26 protein-coding genes and 1 pseudogene are annotated in these 25,169 nt (G+C 34.0%); 6 read left to right on the top strand and 21 right to left on the bottom strand.

Annotation, left to right across the window (positions count from 1 at the left end):
• Positions 1-76: 76 nt before the first annotated feature.
• From JFU54_RS17390 to JFU54_RS17400, 3 genes are all read right to left on the bottom strand, one after another.
• The gene (locus JFU54_RS17390; protein ID WP_201065682.1) at positions 77-439 is read right to left on the bottom strand and encodes a hypothetical protein; all 363 of its coding nucleotides are present in this window, start codon (positions 437-439) and stop codon (positions 77-79) included.
• Between the two features lie 270 nt (positions 440-709).
• The gene (locus JFU54_RS17395) at positions 710-1,081 is read right to left on the bottom strand and encodes a YxiJ-like family protein (protein WP_201065684.1); all 372 of its coding nucleotides are present in this window, start codon (positions 1,079-1,081) and stop codon (positions 710-712) included.
• Between the two features lie 12 nt (positions 1,082-1,093).
• The gene (locus JFU54_RS17400) at positions 1,094-1,945 is read right to left on the bottom strand and encodes a patatin-like phospholipase family protein (RefSeq protein WP_201065686.1); all 852 of its coding nucleotides are present in this window, start codon (positions 1,943-1,945) and stop codon (positions 1,094-1,096) included.
• Between the two features lie 179 nt (positions 1,946-2,124).
• Here JFU54_RS17400 and JFU54_RS17405 point away from each other — a divergent pair, with 179 nt between their 5' ends.
• Positions 2,125-2,502 carry a PH domain-containing protein gene (locus JFU54_RS17405; RefSeq protein ID WP_002065713.1) on the top strand — a complete coding sequence of 126 codons (378 nt, stop codon included), beginning with the start codon at positions 2,125-2,127 and terminating at the stop codon, positions 2,500-2,502.
• Positions 2,503-2,622: 120 nt separating this feature from the next.
• On the opposite strand, the gene JFU54_RS17410 is transcribed toward JFU54_RS17405, so the two are convergent.
• From JFU54_RS17410 to JFU54_RS17430, 5 genes are all read right to left on the bottom strand, one after another.
• Entirely contained in the window at positions 2,623-3,147 is a 525-nt protein-coding gene (locus JFU54_RS17410) for a GNAT family N-acetyltransferase (RefSeq protein WP_002085328.1), read from the bottom strand.
• On the bottom strand, positions 3,087-3,608 hold the full coding sequence (locus JFU54_RS17415) for a YfiT family bacillithiol transferase (protein WP_201065696.1): 522 nt from the start codon (positions 3,606-3,608) through the stop codon (positions 3,087-3,089). The genes JFU54_RS17410 and JFU54_RS17415 overlap by 61 nt, the downstream gene beginning before the upstream one ends.
• A 23-nt stretch (positions 3,609-3,631) precedes the next feature.
• The gene (locus JFU54_RS17420) at positions 3,632-4,153 is read right to left on the bottom strand and encodes a GNAT family N-acetyltransferase (protein WP_002013256.1); all 522 of its coding nucleotides are present in this window, start codon (positions 4,151-4,153) and stop codon (positions 3,632-3,634) included.
• Positions 4,154-4,216: 63 nt separating this feature from the next.
• Positions 4,217-5,539, bottom strand: coding sequence for an FAD-dependent oxidoreductase (locus tag JFU54_RS17425; protein ID WP_002013257.1), 1,323 nt, complete (start codon positions 5,537-5,539; stop codon positions 4,217-4,219).
• Between the two features lie 80 nt (positions 5,540-5,619).
• Positions 5,620-6,399 (bottom strand): undecaprenyl-diphosphate phosphatase, encoded by a 780-nt coding sequence (locus tag JFU54_RS17430; protein ID WP_002013258.1) that lies wholly within the window; start codon positions 6,397-6,399, stop codon positions 5,620-5,622.
• A gap of 155 nt (positions 6,400-6,554) precedes the next feature.
• Between JFU54_RS17430 and JFU54_RS17435 the strand changes: the two genes are divergently transcribed.
• Positions 6,555-6,761 (top strand): hypothetical protein, encoded by a 207-nt coding sequence (locus JFU54_RS17435; RefSeq protein ID WP_002127593.1) that lies wholly within the window; start codon positions 6,555-6,557, stop codon positions 6,759-6,761.
• A 126-nt stretch (positions 6,762-6,887) separates the two neighbouring features.
• Here JFU54_RS17435 and JFU54_RS17440 read toward each other — a convergent pair whose 3' ends face one another.
• From JFU54_RS17440 to JFU54_RS17470, 8 genes are all read right to left on the bottom strand, one after another.
• Entirely contained in the window at positions 6,888-7,268 is a 381-nt protein-coding gene (locus tag JFU54_RS17440) for a nucleotide excision repair endonuclease (protein WP_002013261.1), read from the bottom strand.
• Positions 7,269-7,345: 77 nt separating this feature from the next.
• Positions 7,346-7,909 (bottom strand): GNAT family N-acetyltransferase, encoded by a 564-nt coding sequence (locus JFU54_RS17445; protein ID WP_002013262.1) that lies wholly within the window; start codon positions 7,907-7,909, stop codon positions 7,346-7,348.
• A 68-nt stretch (positions 7,910-7,977) separates the two neighbouring features.
• The gene (locus JFU54_RS17450) at positions 7,978-8,550 is read right to left on the bottom strand and encodes a YybS family protein (protein WP_201065698.1); all 573 of its coding nucleotides are present in this window, start codon (positions 8,548-8,550) and stop codon (positions 7,978-7,980) included.
• Positions 8,551-8,748: 198 nt separating this feature from the next.
• Positions 8,749-10,179 carry a PQQ-dependent sugar dehydrogenase gene (locus tag JFU54_RS17455; protein WP_201065700.1) on the bottom strand — a complete coding sequence of 477 codons (1,431 nt, stop codon included), beginning with the start codon at positions 10,177-10,179 and terminating at the stop codon, positions 8,749-8,751.
• A 91-nt stretch (positions 10,180-10,270) separates the two neighbouring features.
• Complete coding sequence (locus tag JFU54_RS17460) at positions 10,271-11,989, bottom strand: alpha-keto acid decarboxylase family protein (RefSeq protein ID WP_201065701.1); 1,719 nt, start codon at positions 11,987-11,989, stop codon at positions 10,271-10,273.
• Positions 11,990-12,214: 225 nt separating this feature from the next.
• Entirely contained in the window at positions 12,215-12,409 is a 195-nt protein-coding gene (locus JFU54_RS29815) for a hypothetical protein (RefSeq protein ID WP_002141916.1), read from the bottom strand.
• Positions 12,410-12,902: 493 nt separating this feature from the next.
• Positions 12,903-14,777: an ABC transporter ATP-binding protein gene (locus JFU54_RS17465; protein WP_159146716.1), complete on the bottom strand. Its 1,875-nt coding sequence runs from the start codon at positions 14,775-14,777 to the stop codon at positions 12,903-12,905.
• The gene (locus JFU54_RS17470; RefSeq protein ID WP_201065702.1) at positions 14,774-17,020 is read right to left on the bottom strand and encodes an ABC transporter ATP-binding protein; all 2,247 of its coding nucleotides are present in this window, start codon (positions 17,018-17,020) and stop codon (positions 14,774-14,776) included. Before JFU54_RS17470 ends, JFU54_RS17465 begins: the two co-directional genes overlap by 4 nt.
• 442 nt (positions 17,021-17,462) lie before the next feature.
• Here JFU54_RS17470 and pssA point away from each other — a divergent pair, with 442 nt between their 5' ends.
• Positions 17,463-17,954, top strand: a complete 492-nt coding sequence (gene pssA, locus JFU54_RS17475; protein WP_002085344.1) for a CDP-diacylglycerol--serine O-phosphatidyltransferase — start codon at positions 17,463-17,465, stop codon at positions 17,952-17,954.
• 170 nt (positions 17,955-18,124) lie between these two features.
• On the opposite strand, the gene JFU54_RS17480 is transcribed toward pssA, so the two are convergent.
• Complete coding sequence (locus tag JFU54_RS17480) at positions 18,125-19,240, bottom strand: NAD(P)/FAD-dependent oxidoreductase (protein WP_201065703.1); 1,116 nt, start codon at positions 19,238-19,240, stop codon at positions 18,125-18,127.
• A gap of 126 nt (positions 19,241-19,366) precedes the next feature.
• Entirely contained in the window at positions 19,367-20,020 is a 654-nt protein-coding gene (locus JFU54_RS17485) for a YdeI/OmpD-associated family protein (protein ID WP_201065704.1), read from the bottom strand.
• A gap of 143 nt (positions 20,021-20,163) precedes the next feature.
• Here JFU54_RS17485 and JFU54_RS17490 point away from each other — a divergent pair, with 143 nt between their 5' ends.
• A complete protein-coding gene (locus JFU54_RS17490) occupies positions 20,164-20,346 on the top strand; it encodes a hypothetical protein (RefSeq protein WP_002013279.1) in 183 nt (60 codons plus the stop codon).
• Positions 20,347-20,365: 19 nt separating this feature from the next.
• Here the strand turns inward: JFU54_RS17490 and JFU54_RS17495 are convergent, their stop codons facing one another.
• The 3 genes and pseudogenes from JFU54_RS17495 to JFU54_RS17505 all read right to left on the bottom strand — a co-directional run bounded on the left by JFU54_RS17495 (position 20,366) and on the right by JFU54_RS17505 (position 22,525).
• Positions 20,366-21,133 carry an arylamine N-acetyltransferase family protein gene (locus tag JFU54_RS17495; protein WP_201065705.1) on the bottom strand — a complete coding sequence of 256 codons (768 nt, stop codon included), beginning with the start codon at positions 21,131-21,133 and terminating at the stop codon, positions 20,366-20,368.
• Positions 21,134-21,323: 190 nt separating this feature from the next.
• Positions 21,324-21,692, bottom strand: a complete 369-nt coding sequence (locus JFU54_RS17500) for a DUF4180 domain-containing protein (RefSeq protein ID WP_201065706.1) — start codon at positions 21,690-21,692, stop codon at positions 21,324-21,326.
• A 155-nt stretch (positions 21,693-21,847) separates the two neighbouring features.
• Positions 21,848-22,525 (bottom strand): annotated as a pseudogene (locus tag JFU54_RS17505) (HAD family hydrolase).
• A 463-nt stretch (positions 22,526-22,988) separates the two neighbouring features.
• Here JFU54_RS17505 and JFU54_RS17510 point away from each other — a divergent pair.
• Together JFU54_RS17510 and JFU54_RS17515 are read left to right on the top strand one after the other, a co-directional pair.
• Positions 22,989-23,654, top strand: a complete 666-nt coding sequence (locus JFU54_RS17510) for a response regulator transcription factor (RefSeq protein WP_000800741.1) — start codon at positions 22,989-22,991, stop codon at positions 23,652-23,654.
• The gene (locus tag JFU54_RS17515) at positions 23,647-25,119 is read left to right on the top strand and encodes a sensor histidine kinase (RefSeq protein ID WP_033709149.1); all 1,473 of its coding nucleotides are present in this window, start codon (positions 23,647-23,649) and stop codon (positions 25,117-25,119) included. The genes JFU54_RS17510 and JFU54_RS17515 overlap by 8 nt, the downstream gene beginning before the upstream one ends.
• Positions 25,120-25,169: the final 50 nt, after the last annotated feature.

Raw genomic sequence — 25,169 nt, forward strand, 5'->3', positions numbered from 1 at the left:
CTTTGTATTTCTTTCTTTTCACTAGATTGCTTTTATAAAATTTAGGATTATTATGTTATGTATTTAGATGATTTATTTATTTAGAAGGTTTATCAATTGCCTGAATAGAAAGTTCCAACGCTTTTATTCTTCTTTCTAAAAGTGTTCTTTGAGGACTACCAGCCTTAGACTTATCATAGGCTCTCTCAATTGATGGAAGCAAACCAGCAAGGATATTACGAGCTTCTGCTAACTCTTCTTGGCTATACCGATGACTTTCTTGATTCCACACGTTCTCTAACACTGCTAGCCCTATACAAACGGCTTTAAGCCTTTTTCTCACTAAGGTAGTATTTGCTCCTTTTTGAGTCATCTGTGAAGAAGCATTTTCAAGTTTACGAATTGTCGATTGTAAAGATTTTATTGATTCCAATTTATCTATATTTGACACGTTTTCCATGTTACTATTGTTCCTCCTGGCTTAACTTGTTTAATACTGGATATAATAAGTACTTGATTTCACTCGAAATATTTTATCATAAATAACTAACTATATTCGAATTGGATAATGGATTAAAGGAAAACGGTATCTAAACGCCTCTCCCTCCTTTACATCATTCTATATGTACTTCTTTCTTCGTATTAGAATCCCTATATAAACAAGGTATTAAAATTGTATTTTTTATGAACAAGAAAACGCACAAGCAGCATAACTTGTACGTTTTTATTTTTATTCAGTAAGATAATACAGTAATAGTTTCCGGGCCTTCTCATAATTCATGAAATCTCTATACAAAATGGGATACTTCACAATTTCTGTTTCTATAAAACGATATTGCGGAAACCATTCAAAAAACGATTTCTTTAGCCACTTTATTTGATCAAACACAATCTCCTTTTCGTTGTTATTAAGTATGTAACTTAAAGTACCTGCTGTATGCATCCAATAATAAATTAAATCAGCATTTATACAGTCATCATCTGTAAATTTACTTTTTAAGTCTCGTTGCAATTTTCCTGTAGCACGATACGGAAACGGTTTATGCAGCGGACTATGCATTTTCTGCAATTCATTAAAAATAACCTTTTTACCTAATAGCAACTTTCCACCCCTTTATTTCTCTATCCAATTTAATAATTTTTCATAATGATATTGAGCATCTGTATAGCCGAGATTATATAAATTAACGAGTTTTTCTTTATTTCTTTCTATTCCGCTTATAGGAAGCTGTACGCTAGGCTGAATGATATAAAAATTGTCTTTTTGTTCTATTTGATTCATATAAGTTATCGTCTCATTATAAAAACGATAATGTTCTACTAAAGATTGTGCGATATTCGGATATTTTCTATATAACATTTTAGCTAGCCCAGAAAATTTATTCCGCTGCTTCTCGTATCCATCCTGCTTTGTCATAATAACAACATTCTTTTGGTAACCATCATTTTGCGCTTTTAATACTGGAATAGGATCTATAATCCCTCCATCTAACAATTTTCGATTATCATATTCTACAGCAGGTGCTATAAACGGCACAGAGCTTGATGCACGAATAATTTTTAAAATATCATTTCCGTGTTCTATTTTATTATAATAAACTGCTTGTCCTGATTCGCAATCAGTCGTTCCGATTACAAACTGTTCATTTGAATTTAGGAAAGTTTGAAAATCAAACGGTACAATTTTGTTTGGTACTTCATCAAATAAAAAATCCATTCCAAATAATTCACGTTTTCTAATTAAGTTTCGATAAGATATATACCTGTGATCTGCTACTAGCTCTGTATTCACTTTCTTATTTCTTCCTTTTTGACGTGATAAATAGGTTGCTCCCATACACGCTCCGGCGGATACACCGACTACATACGGAAAGAATAAGTCCCTTTCCATAAAATATTCGAGTACTCCTGCAGTATATAATCCTTTCATTCCGCCGCCTTCTAATACTAAACCGATATTTTTCATGCTATATCCCTCTACTTCTGTTTTCTTAATTACATGTTAGCACAAGATTTTAGGATGAGGTTATATAAATTAGTTGCAATAATAACAAAAAACTATTGAAGCAATGTCATAATCTATTAGTCATTCGCATGGTACAATATAAGAAACTCATTCCACATATTATAAAGGAGGAATTTCATATGGGTTTATTTAGTGGTATTTTAGGAAATGCATCAAGTGCGAGTACAGAAAGCGTTGAACGTGATTTAGAAAAGATTATGCTAGATGATGAAAAAGTTGAGCATGCTTATAAATTAATTCGTGATTTAATCGTATTTACAAATCGTCGTCTTATTTTAGTTGATAAACAAGGGATATCAGGTAAAAAAACAGAGTATCATTCTATTCCTTATAAAAGTATTACACAATTTAGCATTGAAACAGCTGGGCATTTTGATTTAGATGCAGAGCTTAAAATTTGGGTATCTAGTATGGATGATCCAATTACGAAAGAATTTAAAGGTGACGATAGTATTTTAAGCATTCAAAAAGCGTTAGTAACATATACGACGAAATAACGCCTTTCCGTATATTTATTCATTATCGAAATTACTAACCCGATTATTTTGGAAGAATATGCGTTATTTTTGTATATTTAATCCAAAAAACATAAAAAGGTAAAGCGTATTTCAAATGCTTTACCTTTCTTTTTTGTAATAAATAAGTGTAGTTTTATCATTTAATTTCTTTATTACTTCTGTTCTTTTATACCCCATTTTTTCGTATAGAAAACAATTTCTTTCTTCTTCTAAAATCGTAGCAAGTTCAAAACTCCGTGCTTCTGGAAACATCTCTTCAATTAAAATAAGTACCTTCTTAGCGATTCCTTTCCCTTGATAGATTGGATGAATGAACATTGGACTGATCCAAAATTTATAAGGTCTTTCTTTTTGGGATATACATATCGCTCCAACAAGGTTCGAATCTATTATCATCTTATAAAAGTTGTTGCTCGGATTATTTATTCTTAAAATAGTTTTTTCAATAGATTCATTTGCTGGATTTGTTTCATAGTCTTTATATTTATTTAATAAAGGACTAAATGAGTCTATTTGCATTTGAAATAAAACTGCTGCATCAATTTCTGTCGCCTTCTCTAATGTTACCAATTTAAACGCTCTCTTAAAGAAGTAATATGAGCTGTATGATGACGACCGTGCCATGCATATAGTCCAATTGCAGCAGCAAGTTTTGTTTCTCCTGATTCAGGATGATTAAATGTCTTTTCTAAATCTGCCGGTTCTAAAGAATATAATAAGTTAATCCATCTTTTATGTAATGAATCTAGCATTACAAGTGAAACATCTACTGGTAATTTCGAGTCAGGTAGCTCTGCCCATTTTTCTTCTTTGTACGGTTTAATAGTTGGATTCTTTTCTGTCAGTGCTAATTTAAAGCGTATGTAGCTATTCATATGACTATCAACAACATGATGAACAACTTGGCGAACAGTCCATCCACCGACGCGATACGGTGTATCTAACTGCTTCTGATCTAAATCTTTTATCGCTCTTGCTAGTTCATTAGGTAAATCCTCTATTTCTTGAATCCATTTATCAATTATTTTTTCTGTAATAGTTCCTACGTAAGTAAATTGACCTATTGGATAACGTAAATCCTTCATGTACATGTCCCTCCCTATTATTTTTAACCCTTAGTGGTCCTCCAAATATAATGTACGAAATTTACGTTTTCCCCGTTTAAATCTACAGTAGTTGTCTCCGCTTCCTTTTCACGAGAAAATCCGTTCTTTTCTAATACAATTTGTGAAGCTATGTTATTTGTTGTTGTCATAGCATGTATTTCATTAATTTCATAGACTCTTGCTTGAGCCAAAATCAATTTTACAGATGATGCTGCAACTCCTTTTTTAGTAAACTTCTCTCCAACTCGGTAGCCTAACGACCCAATTCGTTTTTCCTTATCTACATCAACTAAATTGATACGTCCTACAATTTCTTTTTCTGTATTACGTATGAGATGAAAATAAGAAATCCCCTCAGTTTGTTCTTTTAATAGTTCGTCAAGTTGCTTTTGAAAGTATTCATACACGTAATAATTAGAGCCACGACTTGGTACCATTGTTTCAAAAAATGATTTGTTCGTGAGTTCAAAATTAAATAAATCTTCAGCGTCTTGATTCTTTAATTGTTCTATGTATATTTCCATCCCGTTTACCCCTTCTTGATTTACTAACTGTTATACATTCTTTTTTAAACGATAATTTTCCTGCTATTTCTTTCGTCTGAGTAATACAGTAAGTAATACTCTAGGATGAAAAAGATGAAATGGACTACGAATTAAGTTCATAACTCTGACTAACCGAATATAGATATCAGAATCACTTGCAGAAAGTTGATATATTTGTTTCGTATACCATTGCTGAAATTTTTGTTTCGTAGTTAATTCTTTCTGTAACTTAGGATGACGTGCTATCTCCGTTGTGGTCATTTCCCAAGGTGTTTTGATAATCATAGCAGTCTTCCTATAAAACTCTCGAGTTAATGTTTTATCAAGCCTTTTTCTCCCTTGAAGAATTAGTTGCAATTGGTGAGCTTCCATAGCTGCAACTGAAACACCTTGTCCGAAAACTGGATCAAAACGACAATGCGCATCTCCAACTACTAACAATCCTTCAGGCAAATTATTAACTAGATCAAATCGCCTGCGTACTTGATATGGAATTTTGTACGTTTTTATATCGGTAATCGCCTCAGATTTGTTTAGAAACTCTGTAACATTAGTGATTGATAGGTTTTCAGCAAAATCATAAAATTCATCATCTGTTTGCGGTGCTTTTTCATTTGCATATCCACTAAAAGTAACAAAATAACGATCATCTTCAATCGTTTGAATTAGAACACCATAAGGATTCTCAGGAAAACTTGGAGACATAAGCATATTACAGCAGTCTAATTTCTCTTTTTCTTTGAGCCTAAACATTCTAGTTGCGTAAAACAAATCAATTCTTACTTTCTCTTCTTGTACTTCGAAATTGTATTCTTGTAACCAATCTATACTTTTCGAACCAAATCCACTTGCATCAACAACAAGATCTGCATGAAATTCTTCTTTCATTCCTGTTTTCAAACATTTAGCTGTTATTCCATAGACCTTATTAAGTTTGTTATCTACTAGTAATCCTTCAACCAACATTTCATACTTCGAAGTAACATTTGAAACTTGTTCAATTCGTTTTTGAATATGCGATTCTAACAGAAGACGACTTTGTTGAATCATATTTATTTCGCCTTTGAAAGGCTGCTTCCATAGGCCGAACTGATGCCATTTTAAATCGCGAGTAAAGTTATTTACGATGCTACCTGCTTCAATTAATTCATTAGTAATGTTAGGAAACAACTCCTCAAGTGCTTCTTCGCCGCCTTTTAATAACACATGCGGATGATTACTTTGCGGAACTCTTTTTCGCGGACCATTTCCATCCCATTCTTCACCAGCTTCTACAATGATTACTTCTTCAAACGTATTTGATAAAGCCTTTGCGGCGAGTTTTCCTGCGATACTTCCACCAATAACAATAGCCTTAGTAAACATTTTTTCCCCCTTAATGAAAAGAGATCCTGTCGTGTATGAATGGAACAGGATCTTAACTAATAATTCCTTGATAATTATATTTAAAACACCTGTGTGAATTGCAACATTAAAATTAAAATACCTAATCCCCATACGTAATACGCGAATACTTTTAAAGAATGACGTTTTAAATATTGAATCATCCATGAAACTGCTATGTAACCAAAGAACGCTGCTGATAATGTTCCGACAATTAGTGATGTACTAGAAATAGATTCAGCTTTCCCTTGAAAAACATCTGCAAATTGCAAGATGATAGCTCCGACAATAGCTGGTGTTGATAATAAAAAGGAAAAGTACGCCGCTGTTTCGCGGTCTAACTTTCTCCATAATGCAGCGACAATTGTCATTCCAGAACGGGAAATTGCTGGAAATATAGCTACTGCTTGAAATGAACCAATTATGAATGCATCTTTATATGTAATATCATTCATTTTTTTACGACCGTTCTTTTGTTTATCGGCCATATAAAGAAATAAACCCGTCACTAAAAACTCCCAACCTATTGTTATACCTGTTTTTGAAATATCTTCAAAAAAGTCTTTAAATAATAAGCCGATTACAACCGCAGGTATCGTCCCGACAATAAGTAATAGCATAAGCTTTGAAAATGGATTTTTTATTAAATAAATAAATTCTTTTCTATAATAAATAAACACCGCAAGTAACGTCCCTATATGCAGCATCGTATCTAAAAACAAACCTGCCTCATCTAACTGAAAAATATGTCGCCCTAAATATAGGTGACCTGTACTGCTTATAGGTAAAAACTCTGTCAGCCCTTGAATAATTCCTAAAATAAAAGCTTCTAGCCAATTCATGATGATCTCCTTTCTCATTTGCTTGTACCAATATATGATGCTTTAATTTTTGTTATGAAAGAAAATATATTTCTCTTGGGGATTTACTTTAACCTTTATTTAGAAGTTATGGATTGCGATAAAGATGGATATATATGTAAAAAAGGAGGGTTTACATGGAGAAACACACAAAATTAGGCAACATATTACTTTGGATTGGACCAATTCTTGTGTTCTTAGGTTTATGTATGACAAATGTAATTACAGACATACCTTTCTTCGAAGGAAAGCATAAAACTTTTGGAATTATTATGTTATTTATAGGGGTACTTTGTTTAATTGCCGCTCATTACTTTAAAATACGAAAAAATTCTGCCGATTAAATAATCTATTCCCTTATAAGGAGGAACAAATGCGAGGAAAATCATTACGGACAAAAATTACAAAGCTATATAAATAAAAACAATCCTAGTGTATGTACTAGGATTGTTTCATTTCGCTAATGTTGTTTATTTATAAAACACTTTATCAACGTTATATTTCGCTTTGTACTTATTAATGATGTATGTTTCGTAAATTTCTCTTTCAGTTGGATCTTCTACGATACATGCATCGATACGGTATACTTCATCACGATTATTTTTGATTGGTGAAACATTATCTTCAAAATGCTTTTTAATACGTTGTCTAATTTTACGAGCTTTACCTACGAAAAGAAGTTCGTCATTAATATTGTAAAACATAAAAATGCCGCCTTTATCTCTAGGGAACAAGTGGAAATCGATAAAACCGTTAATTGGAGTAATTAATGGCTCGTCTCCTTTAATAACTTGGTTACGTTCAGTAATTGAAACATCAGCTTCAGGAATATTAATTTTAATCAAGTTCATTCACGTCCTCTTTTATTATAAAGATAAATAATAGCATAAGTATGTAAGAAAAGCTATGTTAAGAGAGATATTTCATTTTATAATTCAAATATTATAGGTATATCATGTAAACTTTTTTTCCAAATCATATGATCGTTTGATTCGCCCCAATAATCCTTCAGCACATAACTAGGTTTTCCAAACTTTTTTGTCCATATACTTTGTGCTTTTTTGTATCCACTATCTAAACAGCATTCGATTATTCCTCTGCTAAGTAATGTAAGATACATTGTATTTAGTAGTAAACTCCCTATACCTTTTCTTTGATACTCCGGAAGTATAAATACAGTTCCTATTTCATACAAATCCTTAAGTACACCGTCTGTACAACTATTAATCAATGCACTTGCTGGACCGATTTCAATCGTTCCAATGATTTTATCGTTACTTGTATCTATCGCTAATAAAAAGTAACGATTTTCTCCATTACTATCAAAATCATTTTTTAAATATTTCTTTTTCGAGTTAATTTCATTTTCTATGTCATCTAATAGATGTGATAACCCTTCGTTTTTAAATGTATTAGTAATAACAAGACGAAAAAACAAATGTAATTCATCTAAATCATTCGAATTCGGCCTTCTAATTTCAATGTTATACATGGCTTACATCTCCAATTTTTAAAAATATATGAGAAAGTGTATTTGTTCAAAAAGATTTTATGCAATTGCTAAGACCATACTTTATATACTCTATTCATTATTATTCTACACAACTCTGCATAGATCCAGCAGTATAAAAAACTCAGTATAAATATTAATGTAATAACTTTTATATCCATAGTCGTATGAATACTAGGACCAAATACAGGAAAACGGAAGATATCGAGAATGATCATAATTCCTATAAGTAGACATATCGCTGAAAAGGAAATTACCCAAATCCTCCTCTTGAATTGTAAAAAGGATACTCCTAACGCTATACCTAATAAGCCTGTAGTAAAGGGAAAGACAATTAGTTCACTTGGCTCAATAATGAATAGTAGGAAAATAGTAAGAATATAAGAAAGTACTCCCTCACGAATAGAATAACAAATAGCCAGAAAAATCGGTAGCGTCGCGAAAGGACTAATAAATAACCCAATTCCAGGGATTAAGTTCCCCGCAGATTGAAAAATAGCAGCAAATGAACCGAGTAATGCTGTAATGACTAATCTACTTGCAGGCGTCACCTTTCTTTTATGAACAAAATTCGCATCCTGCTCTATCATCCATTGATACCAATAGCTTCTAAAGCGATTCATCAAATTCCCCCCTAAAGAGACTTAATTCACCACTTTCTATTTTTATTCAAATACTTATTGGTTATGTTTTACTTTCTGCTTGTTAGGAATCACTATACAATAGATGTTTATCCATAGAAGGTTTTTTAAGAGGCGCTAAGTCGTGCGTTTGAAAAAGTGTGAATTCCATATATTTTTAGACTAAGAGTTTATACCGTATCATGGAACAATTTCAAAAATAGTACCTTTGTTAAAATCCGTTACTTTCATAGATCCATAGACCCCTAAATATAATCTAGTTTGATCTCCGTTTGTTCCCAAGCTCATATAATAAGCTGCTTGAGAACCAAAATCATAATTGGTTTCAATAACATGAAAATCATTACGTTTCCCGTCTAGAGCTGTTCTAGTAAAAGCTAACACTCCCTTTACTGGAGATTGAAATCCTTCTTTCTTAGCAAGATCAGTAAACACGATACTACCAGTTAAACTAGGAATTGTAGTTCCCATATATGGTTGTACTCCTGTAAGTGAGGTTCCTCCAAACTTATCTGCTCTGGAATCTTTATGAAAATAACTAATTAGGGGCTGCATGCGCCTCACTGATGTTTCTATTGTTTCATTATAATAAGCCATTGTTCTCTCATCCAAAGTAGGGTTCTCAGAACAGTGCCTTATAAAAGAAGTAGGAAATTCTCCTTCCCATCCTCGCCAACCAAAATTAATAAATCCATCTTGATTGGGAGTGGATCTCATTAAATGCGTTTGAACAAGTTCGGTAACCGGTATGGGTTTATAATGAACAAACGAAAAAACAGACTCTACAATATCCTGCCCGACATTTCCAGCATATTTGATATACTGATTATAAAACCTTTGAAATGAAATACCTGTTATATTCCGAACTCCTTTCGCAATTACTGTAAGTGTTTCTTGTATAGATAAAGGAAACTCATTAAAGCGTGTAACTACTGGAGGGTTATTTATGAATGTATTTTTACTTACATCAATTTCAATTATTTTACCCGCTATTTCTAAATCATCCTGGCTTAAATTAAATGGATCATAACCCGATCCACCATCTCCATTTGTAAAAACAAGTTTTCCACTCTCAGGTGAAAAGTTTAAACTATTGACTCCGTTATGATTAAAAAAGGGCCTTCTTATGTTAAGTAATGTCCGTCGTTTTTGAGGTTGACTATGTGATTGTAAAATCCATTCCTCAACCGTATCAATATGATCATATTGAGTATCTCTATTTACCCACTTTAAGTTTAAAGTTTTCGGATCACACGGATTAGGTTTAAAAGGTTCAGAAAGGGCACCCGGACCTTGAGTGCCAGCTACTGAATAATGAAGGTAAAATAAACCGTTTTGATAAAATTGTGGATGAAACGCTAGTCCTAGCAATCCGCGTTCATCATAACCGCTACTAGAGACACCTTCTTCAAACGTGCCTAATTTGATAATTCGCGGGCGAATATCTAAAAAAGTCCTTATAACTCCGTCTCCTATGTAAAAGATTTCTCCTACCTGGGTTGCAATAAATAACCTTTCAATTGAGTCACCTGGTAGTATAGTTGTTTTCAAAACAGTAGGTAAATTGAACTTACTTGCAATGGGCCGTAAACTAACCTTAACTTTTGTCAACTCACTTTACACCCCTTTAATTGCGTTTTATTAAAAGAATATGATTAGAACTGTTCAATTAGTATCCAATTAGGGACTAGAGAATTGGATACTATTTCTGACTGCGCTGCTTTTCCTGCTTCTCCATATAACTACGCATCCGTCGCATATATTCAGGTGCGTCCATTCGATTCCCTGCGATCATTTCAATTATACAGAGTCTTTCGGCGCTTTCCTTTTCAGCATGGATTATAGCCTGATCAAGCTCTCCATAGGTCCGGACCGTAACGGTAAACGCGTTACCTCCAAAAACTTCGGCCAGCTTGGTGTAAGACCATCGAGGGATTTGGTTGTACTTTTGATCCTCTGTTTTGACATTTAAATATTTCTCAATTGTATAACCATCGTTGTTCAAAACAAAGATTATAGGCTTGCAGCCGTAATAGAGCATAGAACTGATTTCCTGTACCGTTAGCTGCAGGGCACCGTCACCTGTAAACACCAATACTCGGCGTTCCGGCGCGGCCATAATAGCACCAAACGCCGAAGGGATTGCGTAACCGATGGACTGCCATCCACCTTGTCCAATATATGTTACATTGCCCGGCAGTCTTACCTCTCCCATTCCATAATAGAACGTTCCGGTCTCGGCGATTACAATATCACCCTCTTTCAGCATACGCTGAAAACGCGGATAATAGCCGTCAGCCATTAGAGGTCCGTCGGCAGTAGTTGTGAATTGCTCATAAGGGAATGACAATTTTTTTGTCAAACCTTTGCCCTTATAATTCACCTTCTGAACGGCAAGTAGCATGTCGGCTGCAAGAACATTCGGATATTCCGCCTCAGCGATTTTAACTATATCTGGTTGAATATTGACAGTTATCAGTGGGTTCAGCTTTGCGGTAAAACTTGCGGTGTTTGTATCCGCCCATACCATACCAATCGCAATGATACAATCTGCATTCTCCACTGTACTTTGGACTTCAGTCCTCCCGAAAGAGCCTAAATACATTCCGATATAATTTGGATGGTTCTCGTCGAATCCACCCTTCCCGTAAATCATCGTTACAACAGGCACATTCATTGCATCGGCTAGCTGCTGAGTCGCTGTCTGAAGGCCGAATCGCATCGTTTTCACATCCACCAGGATAACCGGTCGTTGGGCACGTTCCAAAAGCGGACGGACATGATTCACTGCAGCCTGAAGGGTATTCGGGTTGGATGTTGGACGTGGTGGTACCGGTTCTGCCCAGACTTTAATTGGCTTGGTCACTAAATCATTAGCCACAACCAGGTATACCGGCTTTTTCTTTTCCTTAGCAATGCGAATCGCAGTCTGAATTTCAATCTTGGCATTTTCCGGCGTAAGCACCGCGGTATATGCCGTAATCTGCTCATACACCTTGCGAAAAACGTCAAAATTCCCATCCATTAAGGTGTGATGCATAAGCTTATGCTCTTTTTGATCCTTCTCAGGAGGCGCACCCACAATGTGTATAATTGGCACATGCTCGCTGTTGGCTCCCGCTATCGCATTGCAGGCACTGAGCTCCCCGACCCCAAATGTCGTAATAAGAGCCGATATTCCTTTGATTCTTGCATAGCCATCTGCAGCGTAGCCCGAGTTTAGTTCATTTCGTCCTTCTATAAAACGGATGCCGTTATAACACTCCAAAGTATCAAGAAGTGTAAAATTATAGTCCCCTGCGACACCAAAAATTTCGGTAATGCCCTCGAGTTTTAGGCAATCGAACAAATACTGGCCAACCGTTTTTTGAGCAGGTCCCCTTTGTAAACCAAAGTTGCCCGTATTAATCATGTTGTCCATCGCTTGCTCACTCCTTATCCATTTCTTTTTAATAGTACTACCCTTTTTGATAATGCCCTTTAATTAAATCGGTTATCCGTTATGCAACAATTAATGGGGAAGATTTTTGTACAACCATATATTACAACTACATTCTTCGTATTTTATATATCATCAATAAAGAGTTCAGAAAACCCATAAATAAAAAAACGAGTGCTGTGAAGAAACGCACTCATTGAAAGGAATTTACCATTCTCGACGATTATCGCGATCACAGTCACGATCATGATTACGTCTGCGACGGCATTCATCACAATCGCAGTCACGGTCACGTCTACAACGACGGTCATCACAATCTCTATGTCTGCGTCTGCAGAACATTAAATCATCCCAAAATCTATCACAATCTCGGTCACGTCTGAAATTACCATTACATCCCATAAATATAATTACCTCCTCTTAACTCTTGGATTCATCATATTCTATGCTAAAAAACAAAAATAGCTTGTTTACTAGCCTGCTTTCTGCATTTTAAAGTAATAATATTATTATCTAATCTTTAAGTTTCAAATCTATTTCATCCCTTAACAACAAACAAGACGCTAAACCGATCACGGCAGCGCCTAAAACAGTAAATATAAATTTAATCAAAAATCATTTATCCTCGCATTTACTTATTCCTTTACTTCCATAGCTCATTCATGAAGTCAGCTGTATTACTAGGAACGCTATATTTCTCATTCTTTTGCTTAGCCTTTTTCTTCAGCCTTTTCTCTTCTTGAAAAGCTTGCAAATATCATGCTCCTCACTCTGTTTTGCAAATGTCTAGCTTACTTTTAAAAACTTTGTAACAGAACCTTAAAAATGATAAAAACCCACGAAGAAAATGCATTTTCTTCGTGGGTTTAGTTATTTAAATGGACTTTCACCTAACTCAAGAAGCATCCGCACCTTCAAACTGACTATTATAAAGCGAAGCATAGAAACCATCAGCTTTCAATAACTCTTCATGATTACCTTGTTCTACAATATCTCCGTCTTTCATGACAAGGATTAAATCTGCATCACGTATTGTTGATAATCTATGAGCGATAATGAAGCTTGTTCTACCTTCCATAAGGTTTTCCATCGCTTTTTGAATCAGTACTTCTGTACGAGTGTCAATGGAGCTTGTTGCTTCATCGAGTATTAATATTTTCGGATCCGCTATAAGGGCACGTGCAATTGTTAGTAGTTGCTTTTGTCCTTGGGATACGTTGCTTGCTTCTTCGTTTAGTTCCATTTGATATTTATTTGGTAATGTTTTTACGAAGTTGTGAACGTGAGCTGCTTTCGCTGCTTCAATTACCTCTTCGTCTGTAGCATCGAGTCTACCGTAACGTATATTTTCCATGATAGAGCCGTTAAATAGCCAAGTGTCTTGAAGTACCATACCAAACATGTTGCGCAGGTCTTCTCGCGTGAAGTCTTTTATATCGTGACCGTCGATACATATTGCACCGCTGTTTATGTCATAGAAACGCATTAACAGTTTTACAATCGTTGTTTTACCAGCTCCGGTTGGTCCGACGATTGCTACCTTTTGTCCAGGTTTAATGTTAGATGAGAAATTATTGATGATGATCTTATCTGGATTGTATCCAAATTGAACATCTTGGAAGGTAACTTCTCCTTGAACTTTTTGCAGCTTCACTGGATTTTCTGCTTCTGGCACTTCCTCTTCTTCTTCTAAAAATTCGAAGACTCTTTCTGCAGCAGCTGCAGTAGATTGAAGTACGTTCGCGATTTGTGCTACTTGAGCGATTGGTTGCGTAAAGCTTCTAACATATTGCACAAAGGCTAAAATATCTCCAACTGCGATGGTTCTCTTTACCGCAAGCCATCCACCTAAAATAGATACAGCGACGTAACCGATATTACCGATAAATGTCATAATCGGCATCATCATTCCAGATAAAAATTGAGATTTCCATGCGGAATGGTAAAGGGTATCATTTACCTTTTCAAATTTTTTTACTTCTTCTTCTTCTTTGTTGAAGGCTTTTACGATATTGTGACCACTATAAATTTCTTCGACCTGACCGTTTACGTGTCCTAAATATTCTTGCTGGGATTTGAAGTATTTTTGTGATCGTTTTACGACTGCCATGATGAGAATCATCGATACTGGCAATATTAAAAGCGCCACTAATGTCATTTGCCAGCTGATTGATAACATCATGATAAGTACACCGATGATTGTAATAACGGATGTGATGATTTGCGACATACTTTGGTTTAAAGTTTGGCTCACCGTATCTACGTCATTTGTAATTCTCGATAATACTTCGCCGTGCGTTGTTTTATCAAAGTATTTCAGCGGCATACGGTTAATTTTTTCATCGATTTCTTTTCTGAAGTTATAAGATACTTTTTGAGCTACTCCAGAAATAATGTACCCCTGGATAATACCAAACACAGTGCTCAGTATATATAATCCAAGGAGTAAAATGACAATGTTTCCGATATAGGTAAAGTCAATGGCCGCACCGGGTGCTCCTGATACTTTGCTTACGAGTCCTTCGAAAAGTTTTGTTGTCGCGTTTCCTAAAATTTTTGGACCAACGATTGTAAAGGCTGCACTGCCGATTGCGAAAAGGATAACGATTAAGATTGATAATTTATAGGGATTCAAGTATTGAAGGAGTTTATTCATCGTTCCTTTGAAGTTTTTTGCTTTCTCAATCTTTCTCATGCCGCCGCCCATATGACCGCCACCGCCAGGACCAGGGCTGCTTTGTTTTCTATTTTCTATTTTTCTATCACTCATGATGACAACTCCTCTCTTGAAAGTTGTGATAAAGCAATTTGCTTATAAACTTCACAGTTTTCCATAAGCTCTTCATGAGTACCAGTTCCAATTATTTTTCCTTCGTCAAGTACAATAATCTTATCGGCATTCATGATTGTACTGATTCTTTGGGCAATAAGTAAAATAGTACTTCCTGTAATCTCATTGTTTAAAGCTCTGCGCAATGCTGCGTCTGTCTTAAAGTCAAGAGCTGAGAAACTATCATCGAATATGAAGATTTCCGATTTTTTCGTAAGAGCACGCGCAATAGAAAGTCTTTGTTTTTGACCACCGGAAACGTTCGTACCACCTTGTGATATTTCTGTGCGGAAGCTTTCAGGCTTCGCGTTAATAAACTCCATAGCTTGCGCGATTTCCGCCGCTTTTTCGAGTTCTTCTTCAGTTGCTTCTTTTTTACCATATTTCAAATTACTCTCGATTGTACCTGAGAAGAGAACTCCTTTTTGCGGTACATAACCAATTTTCTCTCTTAATTCCTTCTGAGATACTTCTCTAATATCCGTGCCATCTATTAATATTTGGCCGCTTGTGACATCGTAAAAGCGTGGAATTAAGTTGATTAATGTTGATTTACCACTACCTGTACTTCCGATGAAAGCTGTCGTTTCACCAGGTTTTGCAGTAAAGGTGATATTGGAAAGCACATCTTCTTCTGCACCTGGGTATCTAAAGCCAACATTTTTAAATTCAACGTAACCTTTCTTGTCTGAAGCAAATGTTTTCGGCTCTTTTACATCACTAATGGTAATGTCAGTATCTAAAACTTCTGCGATACGTTGTGCGGAAACTGAAGCACGTGGAACCATAATAGATACCATTGAAATCATTAAGAAGGCCATGATGATTTGCATTGTATATTGCATAAATGCCATCAAATCACCAACTTGCATATGTCCCATATCCACTTGGTGTGATCCAACCCAAATAATAAGTACAGTAACGGCATTCATGATAAACATCATCATTGGCATCATAAATGACATTAAACGGCTTACAAATAAATTTGTTTTTGTTAAATCTTGATTTCCTTTTTCAAATTTCTTTTCTTCATGTTTTTGAGTATTAAAAGCACGAATAACGAGCATACCGGTTAAAGATTCACGAGTGATTAAGTTAATTTTATCTACTAACTTTTGGATACGCTTAAACTTAGGAATCGCGATGCTAAATAAACCAATGACTAGGCTTAAAATCGCAATTACCGCAACTGCGATAATCCATCCCATTGAAAGGTCTGTAGTAAGTACTTTAATAATGCCGCCGATACCTAAAATTGGTGCATAGAATACAATGCGAAGCATCATAACCATAAGTGTTTGAACTTGTTGGATATCATTTGTACTTCTTGTGATTAGAGATGCAGTGGAAAACTTATCAAACTCCGCATTCGAGAAGTTGGTAACTTTCCGGAATACTTTCTTTCTAAGGTCTCTGCCGAGTCCTGCAGCTACTTTTGCAGCAAGTAAACTCACGATAACGGTAGCTGCCATACTTACTAAGGATAAAAGTAGCATTTTCCCGCCGGAAGTAAGAATAAAATTAGATTGAAGTTTATCAATATTGATACCGATTTTCTTATACTCATTCTCAATGTATGAAACAGCTGATTGTGTTACCATGCTGCCTGGCATATTCTTAAACTTTTCATCTGCCTTTTCTTTCATTGCATTGATTTGATCTTGAGGAAGTTTCGCAATGATTGCAAAAGGATCTGAATTTGGCGGAAGTTTCGCTGGTGTGTTGTTGTCACCTGTCGCAGCAGGAGAGAAAGCAGATGAGCCACCTTTTTCAATTCCTTGTGTAATTAACATTGGTTTCCCAAAGATATCGTTAAGTTCGTTAATTATTTTTTTATCTTCTGTATGTAACTTATAAAGTGGCTCTTTATCAAGCTGCGGATAATCTTTTAAGTCATTTTTTAGTTCACTTTGAGAGAGGTTGTTCTTATCTAAAAGCACATAGTTGTCAGCAACTTTTTTCTTCTCATTTTCATGCATAAAGAGCGTAAGTTTATCCATTTCACTTTTACGAATAACCTCAGGTACTGCATTTTCTACACCTTTTTGTTGAATCCCTACATTGACAATGTTAGACATGTAGTCTGGCAGTGATAGATCGCATACTGCCTGTACAGTTAAAAGACATACAACTGCAATGATGGAAGCAATAAATGGTTTTAAATGCTTGATGATCTTTAACATTTAGTTCATCTCTCCATTTTCTTTGTCTAATTTTTTTAGTTTTTACTCCGCTTCTCTCCTTTATTCTTCGTATTCTCAGTAATTCATTCTAGCAGCTCTTTACGTATTTTCGACTACAGATTAATTTTATGACTATATGAAGATATAATGCACCGAAAATAATCAAACATATTTTATAAAAAGTGATTCTATAAAATATGTTTAAAGCCTATTTTGATAACTCTTTTTTTCAAAAACGGTTTTTTTATATCAGGTAAATTAGCAGTAATAGACTTATCTTTGATCAAACATGTTTATAAACCAACATAACGTACAGGAAATCGACTTTTCTCTTTTCGAAATTTACTTAGCATACAGTGGTCATATATTTTCAAGAATAACGGAAGAATATATAGAAAATGCTACATAAACGTGAAGTTTGATCAACTTAGGGGGGACAACCTTGTTCAATCAAATAGTAAAAGCTGTACCCAATTTATTTACGATTGGAAATTTATTGTGCGGTGTTTTTTCAATTACCATGAATATGAGTGACTATTTGGAAGTAGCCTCCATTTTCATTTTCTTTTCAGCTGTTTTAGATCTCCTTGATGGAAGAATTGCGAGGAAATTAAAAGTGAACAGTGAGTTTGGTGTACAATTGGATTCTTTAGCTGATATTGTTAGTTTCGGAGTTGCGCCTGCACTTCTATTTCATTCGATAGCAACACCATCTATTTTAACTTCTTTGGCATTTATCCTTTTCCCAACGATGGGTGCTTTAAGATTAGCTAAATTTAGTGTAAAACCAACCATTGGATATTTTAAGGGATTACCTATTCCAGCTGCTGGATTACCATTGGCCGGTATGGGATTGTTTTCATATAGCAATGCATGGATTACATTAATCCTCGCTCTCTTAATGGTAAGTCCAATTAGGTTTAAAAAACTTTAATTGGGATCACGTATATCGCTTTATTTTGTGGGTTATCTATTTTCTTAGCTTGATAACGATGTGGTGGTACCCCTTGTTTAAAAGAACTCCTACCTCCCAAAATACTTAGTTACGCCCAAATAACATAACAAAAAGATTAGGAAATCACTCCTAATCTTTTTTGTTTATTACTATTCCATTGCCCCAGCAACATCATAATCATTTAAATCTAATTCAATCGGTTGCCCTAACGCAAGTTTCGCAAGTTCAGATCCTAAGTATGGACCTGCTGTTAATCCTGAAGCACCTAATCCGTTTGCAATGAGTATGCCTTCAAAATTAGGGAGTGGGCCAATAACAGGTAAGAATCCTGGCGTAAATGGCCTGAAGCCAACTCTAGTTTCAAGCATTGTACCATCTTCTAAACCAGGCGCTACTGTTAACGCTTTATGGAATACTTCATGTAAACCACCAGCTGTTACACGGTGATCGAAACCAGTATCATTCTCATGCGTTGCACCAATTACGACATGGCCATTGTCAAATGTTAAAATATATTGATCGTTCGGCGGCATAACAACTGGCATATTTTCTGTTGCTGTATTTTCCATTTGCAAATGAACAATTTGTCCTTTTTGGAATGTAACTAAGAAATTAATTCCTAACGGATTCAAGATTTCATTCGCCCATGCGCCTGCAGTTACAATTACCTTTTCTGCTAAAATTATTTCATCGTTTACTGTAACTCCAGTAATACGATTACCTTCACGGACTAATACTGCATCTCCTTTTATAAAAGTAGCACCATGTTTTTTCGCAGCACTTATTAATGCGTTACGTAATGATCTTCCATTTACTCGTGCAGCGCCACTAATATGAACAGAACTGTATTCTTCTGATAATGCCGGGAATAATTTTTTCGTTTCTTCAGCTGATAAGCGAGTGATTTCACCGATCTCTGGTGCATCTTCACGTCGTTTATAAGCTCGTTCTTCCATTTGATCTAGTTTTTTCTCGTCAGTATGTAAACTAATTGCACCTACACGGTTGTAACCTGTATCCGTTTCACCGTCTTCTTCTAATTGTTGGATTAACGAAGAATAGTAACGTGCACCGCCCTTAACGATTTTATACCACGCTTTATTACGACGCTGTGAAAGCCAAGGACAGACAATACCTGCTGCTGCATCAGTTGCTTGACCTAATTGTTGGCGATCAACGATAGTAACATTCGCACCTGCTTTTGCAAGATGATAAGCAGTAGACGCTCCTAAAATTCCAGATCCAACTACAATATACGATTTCATTTCAAACACCTTTTCTCTTTTGCTAATTATTTAAATATAAGAACATACTTTAGTATACTGAAAGGAATCCTTTTTTCAATGTGCTCAACGTAATTAATTGTTGCATCATTGTGACGTTCCTAATCATTATTTTTTCTTCTTACGGAATAATTCAATTGTTTTATAGCCTTGTGAAAGGATTTCAATCATTTTCTCAAAACGTTTATCGCGTGTTTTTTCTTGTTTCACAGAAAATAAATTACGTGCCCAATCTTTTTGATAACCAGGAGTTAAACTTTGATAAAACTTAAGTTCAGCTGGATGATTAGCCAATAATGCTTCAACATCTTGAATACGGTCTGCATAATCAGCAACACATTGACTCGCTGCAGGTGTTTTCTTCGCTTTTTTCTTTTCACGTTTTAAACCTACAACTGTAAAGACATCATCCATACTTACCATTCGCGCAAATTTAATTTCGCTTTCCCCAACATATCCATCATCTCCAACGTTTAATGCCGGAAACATCTCATCACGGTGAATAAACGTACTGTAACGAGCATTACCTTTTTTCGGATATGCGAAAAACACGTAACCTTTTTCAATTAGTAATTCTTCATTACTAATAATAAAATTCGTTTGTTTCACCATTTCATCAAGTGTTTCAACAAAAATAAAAATAGCATCATGTTCTTTTGAAAATGAGGTTTCTTTACCTGTGAAAATGTCATAATCACTTGGTTCGTTAATTACGACCATATTTGTATACTTATTTAGTTTCAATTTATCAATAACTGACATTATAATCTTCCTTTGCATCCAATATTCATTTTATATACTTCTTTATACTGTTCTAGTGTATTATATCTATTAAGAAAATTAAACTTGAAATCGTATCATTCTGTTTCAATAGACCATAATTTTTTACTATAAGGAGTGGTTTTATACCGTATGTAATCCGAGATGAAGGGCTAGTTTTGCAAGGAGATAATGGAAAAGAGCCAGTCTTTCATACATATGAAGAAGCTGAGGAAACGTTAAAAACGTTAACTATACCGCAGTTTCCGAAACATATTAGACGAAAACCATTTAAACCAAAAATAATAAAAATAGCCGATTCTGAATAAGAACCGGCTATTTTTATATTCACAACTCAATAGCAAATAAAGTATATAAAAGCTCTTTATATTGATTTTCTGTAATTTCACGCTTCGTTTTTTCTCCATAAATAATTTCAGTTAAACTAGTATTCGTTAATGAGACATGGCCAAAGTTCGTCAATTTTACTGCAAGGGGTCCTTTATTGAAAATAGATTTCTCATCTTCTATCACTCTTCTTTGAACATCGTTTACTACTGTCTCATCAATAATATGTTTATAAAAAGCATGACAAACTTTCCATTCTCCATCAACATCTATTCTTTCTAGAACGTAGTTTCCTTTACTCGTATCTTTTTGTCTTACTCGATACGAACCGTTTTTAGAAGAAACAAGTTCGCCAGTAAACGGTACTGGCACAAGAGGTACTAATGAAGCAATACCTACATCAATTAAGTATCTTACGTTTTCGTAATTTAAAATAATTGTTATATGCCCATCTTCAAGTGCCCAATCGTTTATATCATTTTTATATACGGTACCTAGTGCGAGTTGTACATCATAACCACTATCTTTTAAAAAATAGTAAAAAAGAGTATTTAATTCATAACAAAGCCCACCTCGAGAACTAGTTAAAATTTTCTTTTGTAAGTTTTTCATAGAAATTGTATTCGCATTACTTGCTATTACATCTAAATTCTCAAACGGGATTGTGTGGGCAAATGCAAAGAGTATTGTACTTAATTCTTCAAATTTTATTTCAGTACATTTTTCAAGGTTTAATCTTGTGAAAAGTTGATCTTGTAACTTTGTCATATTCAGCACCCCTTAATAAGTTATAAATTAAAATAATATATGCTGATTGTAAATTTAAAGGGATATAGTAACAATGTACATTTGCAGTTACTGTACCGGTACAAAATTTAAATTTGAAAAACATTTTTATATAAAAATACAAATAAGAGGCACCATCACAGATGCCTCTTTCGAATTACATTTTATATCTTTATTTCAATGAGCTTAATTTTTCAATTGCTTGTTGCTCAGTTGCTAAGAAAAAAATATCCTTACCTTTATTACATTCATAAATGAAATCTTTTAGGCTTTTACTAGTGTACATAGAAAAATCCCCGATAATAGCAATTTTCACGCTGTAATTAATAAACTTTTGAAGAATATCACCCGCAAGCCGTGTTTTTAGGTCAAAGAAGCTTTCACTTATACATGATTTATCAATAATAATATGTTTGGCATCCACTTCATATTGAACTGTTGCCATAAGATCCAATGCAGTTTGAACATCGGAAATTACTACCTTATCGTTTTTTATGATCGCAATATTTATTTCATCGATAACTATTTTCTTTATTTCCATAGTATCACTCCTCAATAATTTTCATATCATGCTTTGTTAGTTCATTTGAAAATACTAATATTTGTAGCAGGAAGAGATTTAAGTGCCTCTTTATTTTTATTTTTTATTTATATTACGGTGAATGAAATCTTTTTAATTATTACTCCATAGCATTTTCACTTATTATAAAAATATTGTGGAGTTATATAACTTAATAAACTATCAAAAGTATCAATCTCAGAATACGGTTTTATTTCAGTTTTATTCATGATTCCATGAGGATTAAACCATATACCTTTTATATTTGCATTTTGACAACCAGCAATATCCTTTTCTAAATCATCCCCAACAAATAAAGTATTTTCCGGCTGTACATTAAGCTTTTTTAATGCTAGTTCGAATATACGTTTATCAGGTTTACTAAATCCCACTTCTTCAGAAATAATAATCGTATCAAAATACTCATTTAAACTCGTATTCATTATTTTAGCTTTTTGCCTCTGAGTTGAGCCATTTGTAATAATTCCAACTTAAAAGTGCCTCTTTATATGATTTAAGAAAAGAATAGTATTTTGGTCAATTGAAAAACATTTAGGAAAGTTTTCATTCCAAAAATCTTGGATATAATTGCGTGGCAATCTATATTTCGGCGCGAATTCATCAAATAATGATTCTAAAACTATTGTTTTATCACTAATGCCATATTCTCTTTTATCATATTCTTTGAATTTCTGTAACATATTGTTTTTGACTGTATCACTAACATCCTCATAACACTTTTCTAAAACTAATAAAAATAAGTTATCTAATGCCTTATCCCTATCGAGTAACGTATCATCTAAATCAAACAGCATAGCTTTATAACTCCTCAAATAATTTCACAACCTTTCTCACATGATTTAAATAATCCCTTATTCGCACCTTAGGCCTTTACTAAATTAGCAAAAAAACTACAAAGTTTGTGGCGTACGCTCTAGAATTTCGCTGGCTTCTTTTATATTTAAATTCATCTCCCTTTCCCCTTCTAGTAAAGTATCGAAAGTATATTTTCAAACAGTTAAAAAAAACTACATACAATTTACATTATTATACATTAGTTTTTTGTAAATATTAATCGTTCAGCTTTTTATATGATAAGTTTTCTCAAGCACACAAATATTTCTCCATAAAAAAGGAATATGGGTAATAATCCTTTTTTACGGAGAATACACAATCTTGAAAATGGAGTTAATACGTTAAATGTCCTATGAAGTTTCCTACTGTATCTCCACATAAACTACAGATAGTACGGCTATAATGACTACCAGAGGTGATATTATGAAAAACTATCATATCCTCGTGGTTGAGGACGATCAAGAAATTCAGGAATTAATTAAACAATTTTTAATGACACAACAGTATACAGTGGTAGTCGCATCAGATGGATTAGAGGGTATGACACAATTTAATAAGCAATCCTTTGATTTAATTCTTCTAGATGTAATGATGCCCAATCTTAATGGATTTGAAGTATCCAAGATGATTCGAAGTCAGTCAAACGTACCAATTATTATGCTAACTGCATTGGAAGAAGAGGAAGATCAAATGAAAGGGTTCGATCTTGGAATCGATGATTATATAACAAAACCCTTTTCGTTTCATGTTTTGATTAGACGAGTCGAAGCTGTACTTAGAAGAAGTTATGATAAAAATGTAAATAATCATTTGGTATTTAAAGAAGTGCGTATCGATGTTGATGCATATAGAGTATATGTAAATGACGTTGAAATTTTATTAACGACAAAAGAGTTTGAAATTCTACAACTACTATTTCAAAATGAGAGAAAAGTACTCACAAGAGAAAATATCGTAGAAAAAGTTTGGGGGTACGATTATTTTGGAGAAACACGAATAATTGATACACATATTAAAAACCTACGTAAAAAGTTAGCTATCCCTTATATTAAAACAATAAAGGGTATTGGTTATAAAATTGATGAATAGTATTGTGAAAATCATGAAGATGAAGCAAATTACTTATAAACTCTTTATGACTACCTCTCTCATTTTGTTATCCTTTGCAGTATTGATTTATTTAACTTTATACTTCTTTCTCCCTACGTTTTATGAGCAATACAAAACAGATCAACTTCAAACAGGGATAAAAGAAATCATTGATAAATCTAAAGATCTTACGTTTCAAGATGCGATACCACTTTTTGATGAATATGCAAAAAAAAATAATGCGATGCTTTATCTTCAAAATAATGAGGGAATAATTAAATACTCTCCTTCATTTTCTTTTACTCAAAATGGTTCGCAAACAACAGTAGTTACTAGAGCCACACGGTTCGAGAATGCAGGTACCCTTAGCAATTCATATAACGTTACGAAACCAATTCAATTCCAAGATGGTAGTTTAACGCTTATAGTCTTTGCTACATTTCAACCAATTGATGAAGCTTCACAGGTTTTAGTACGCTTTCTCCCCTATATTAGTATCATTGTACTCATAATTGGTGTAGGGAGTGCTTATTTCTATTCCAGGTTTATTACAAAACCACTTATTTATATTAATGAGGGTGCACAAAAGATGGCAAATTTAGATTTCTCCGAAAAAATTGAGGTTCGCTCTACAGATGAGTTAGGAGAATTATCTAATAGTTTGAATGACATGTCTATTAACTTACAACAAGCTATGTTTGATTTAAAAAAAGCAAATCAACAATTAAAAAATGATATTGAAAAAGAACGAGAAATAGAAACAAAACGCAGAGAGTTTTTTGCGATTGTAGCACATGAATTAAAGACCCCTCTTACTGTAATGAAAGGATACTTAGAAGGGATGATATACAATATTGGCCCTTATCAAAATCGTGATCAATATTTAAAGAAAAATCATCAAATTATTGAAAGTATGGAACAATTAGTTCGGGAAATTTTAAGCATGTCGAAATTAGAACAACACACCTTTAAACTAAAAGTAGAAGAAGTTAATCTTTCGAAGTTAATAGATACAATCACAAAAGATCTCGAATTTTTTGCTTCTCAAAAAAGCATCCAAATAATAAAAGAAATTGATTCTGATCTTTCTGTTTATACAGATCGTGTTCTTTTTGAAAAAGCATGTAAAAATATTATCCATAATGCAGTTATGTATTCACCACATAATGAAAAAGTCTATATAAAGTTAAGTGAGGATTCTAAACAAGGTCAAATCAAAATGCAAATTATGAATACAGGTGTCAATATTAAAGAAGAGAATATACAACAAATTTTCAAACCATTTTATCGAATTGAAAAATCAAGGAATCGAAATACTGGAGGAAGTGGTTTGGGGTTATATATTGTTAAACAAATTCTTGAAACGTTAGATATAAAGTATTCTATAAAGAATATGGAACGTAGTGTACAATTTAGCATGAACATTCCATTATCTAAACAAAAAACAAACAAACTCCCCTCTTAGTAGGACGAGTTTGTTTGTTTTTTGTAGTTTTAGTATTGATATTTTTCGAG

Source organism: Bacillus sp. TH19, assembly GCF_016651075.1.
GTDB lineage: Bacteria > Bacillota > Bacilli > Bacillales > Bacillaceae_G > Bacillus_A > Bacillus_A mycoides.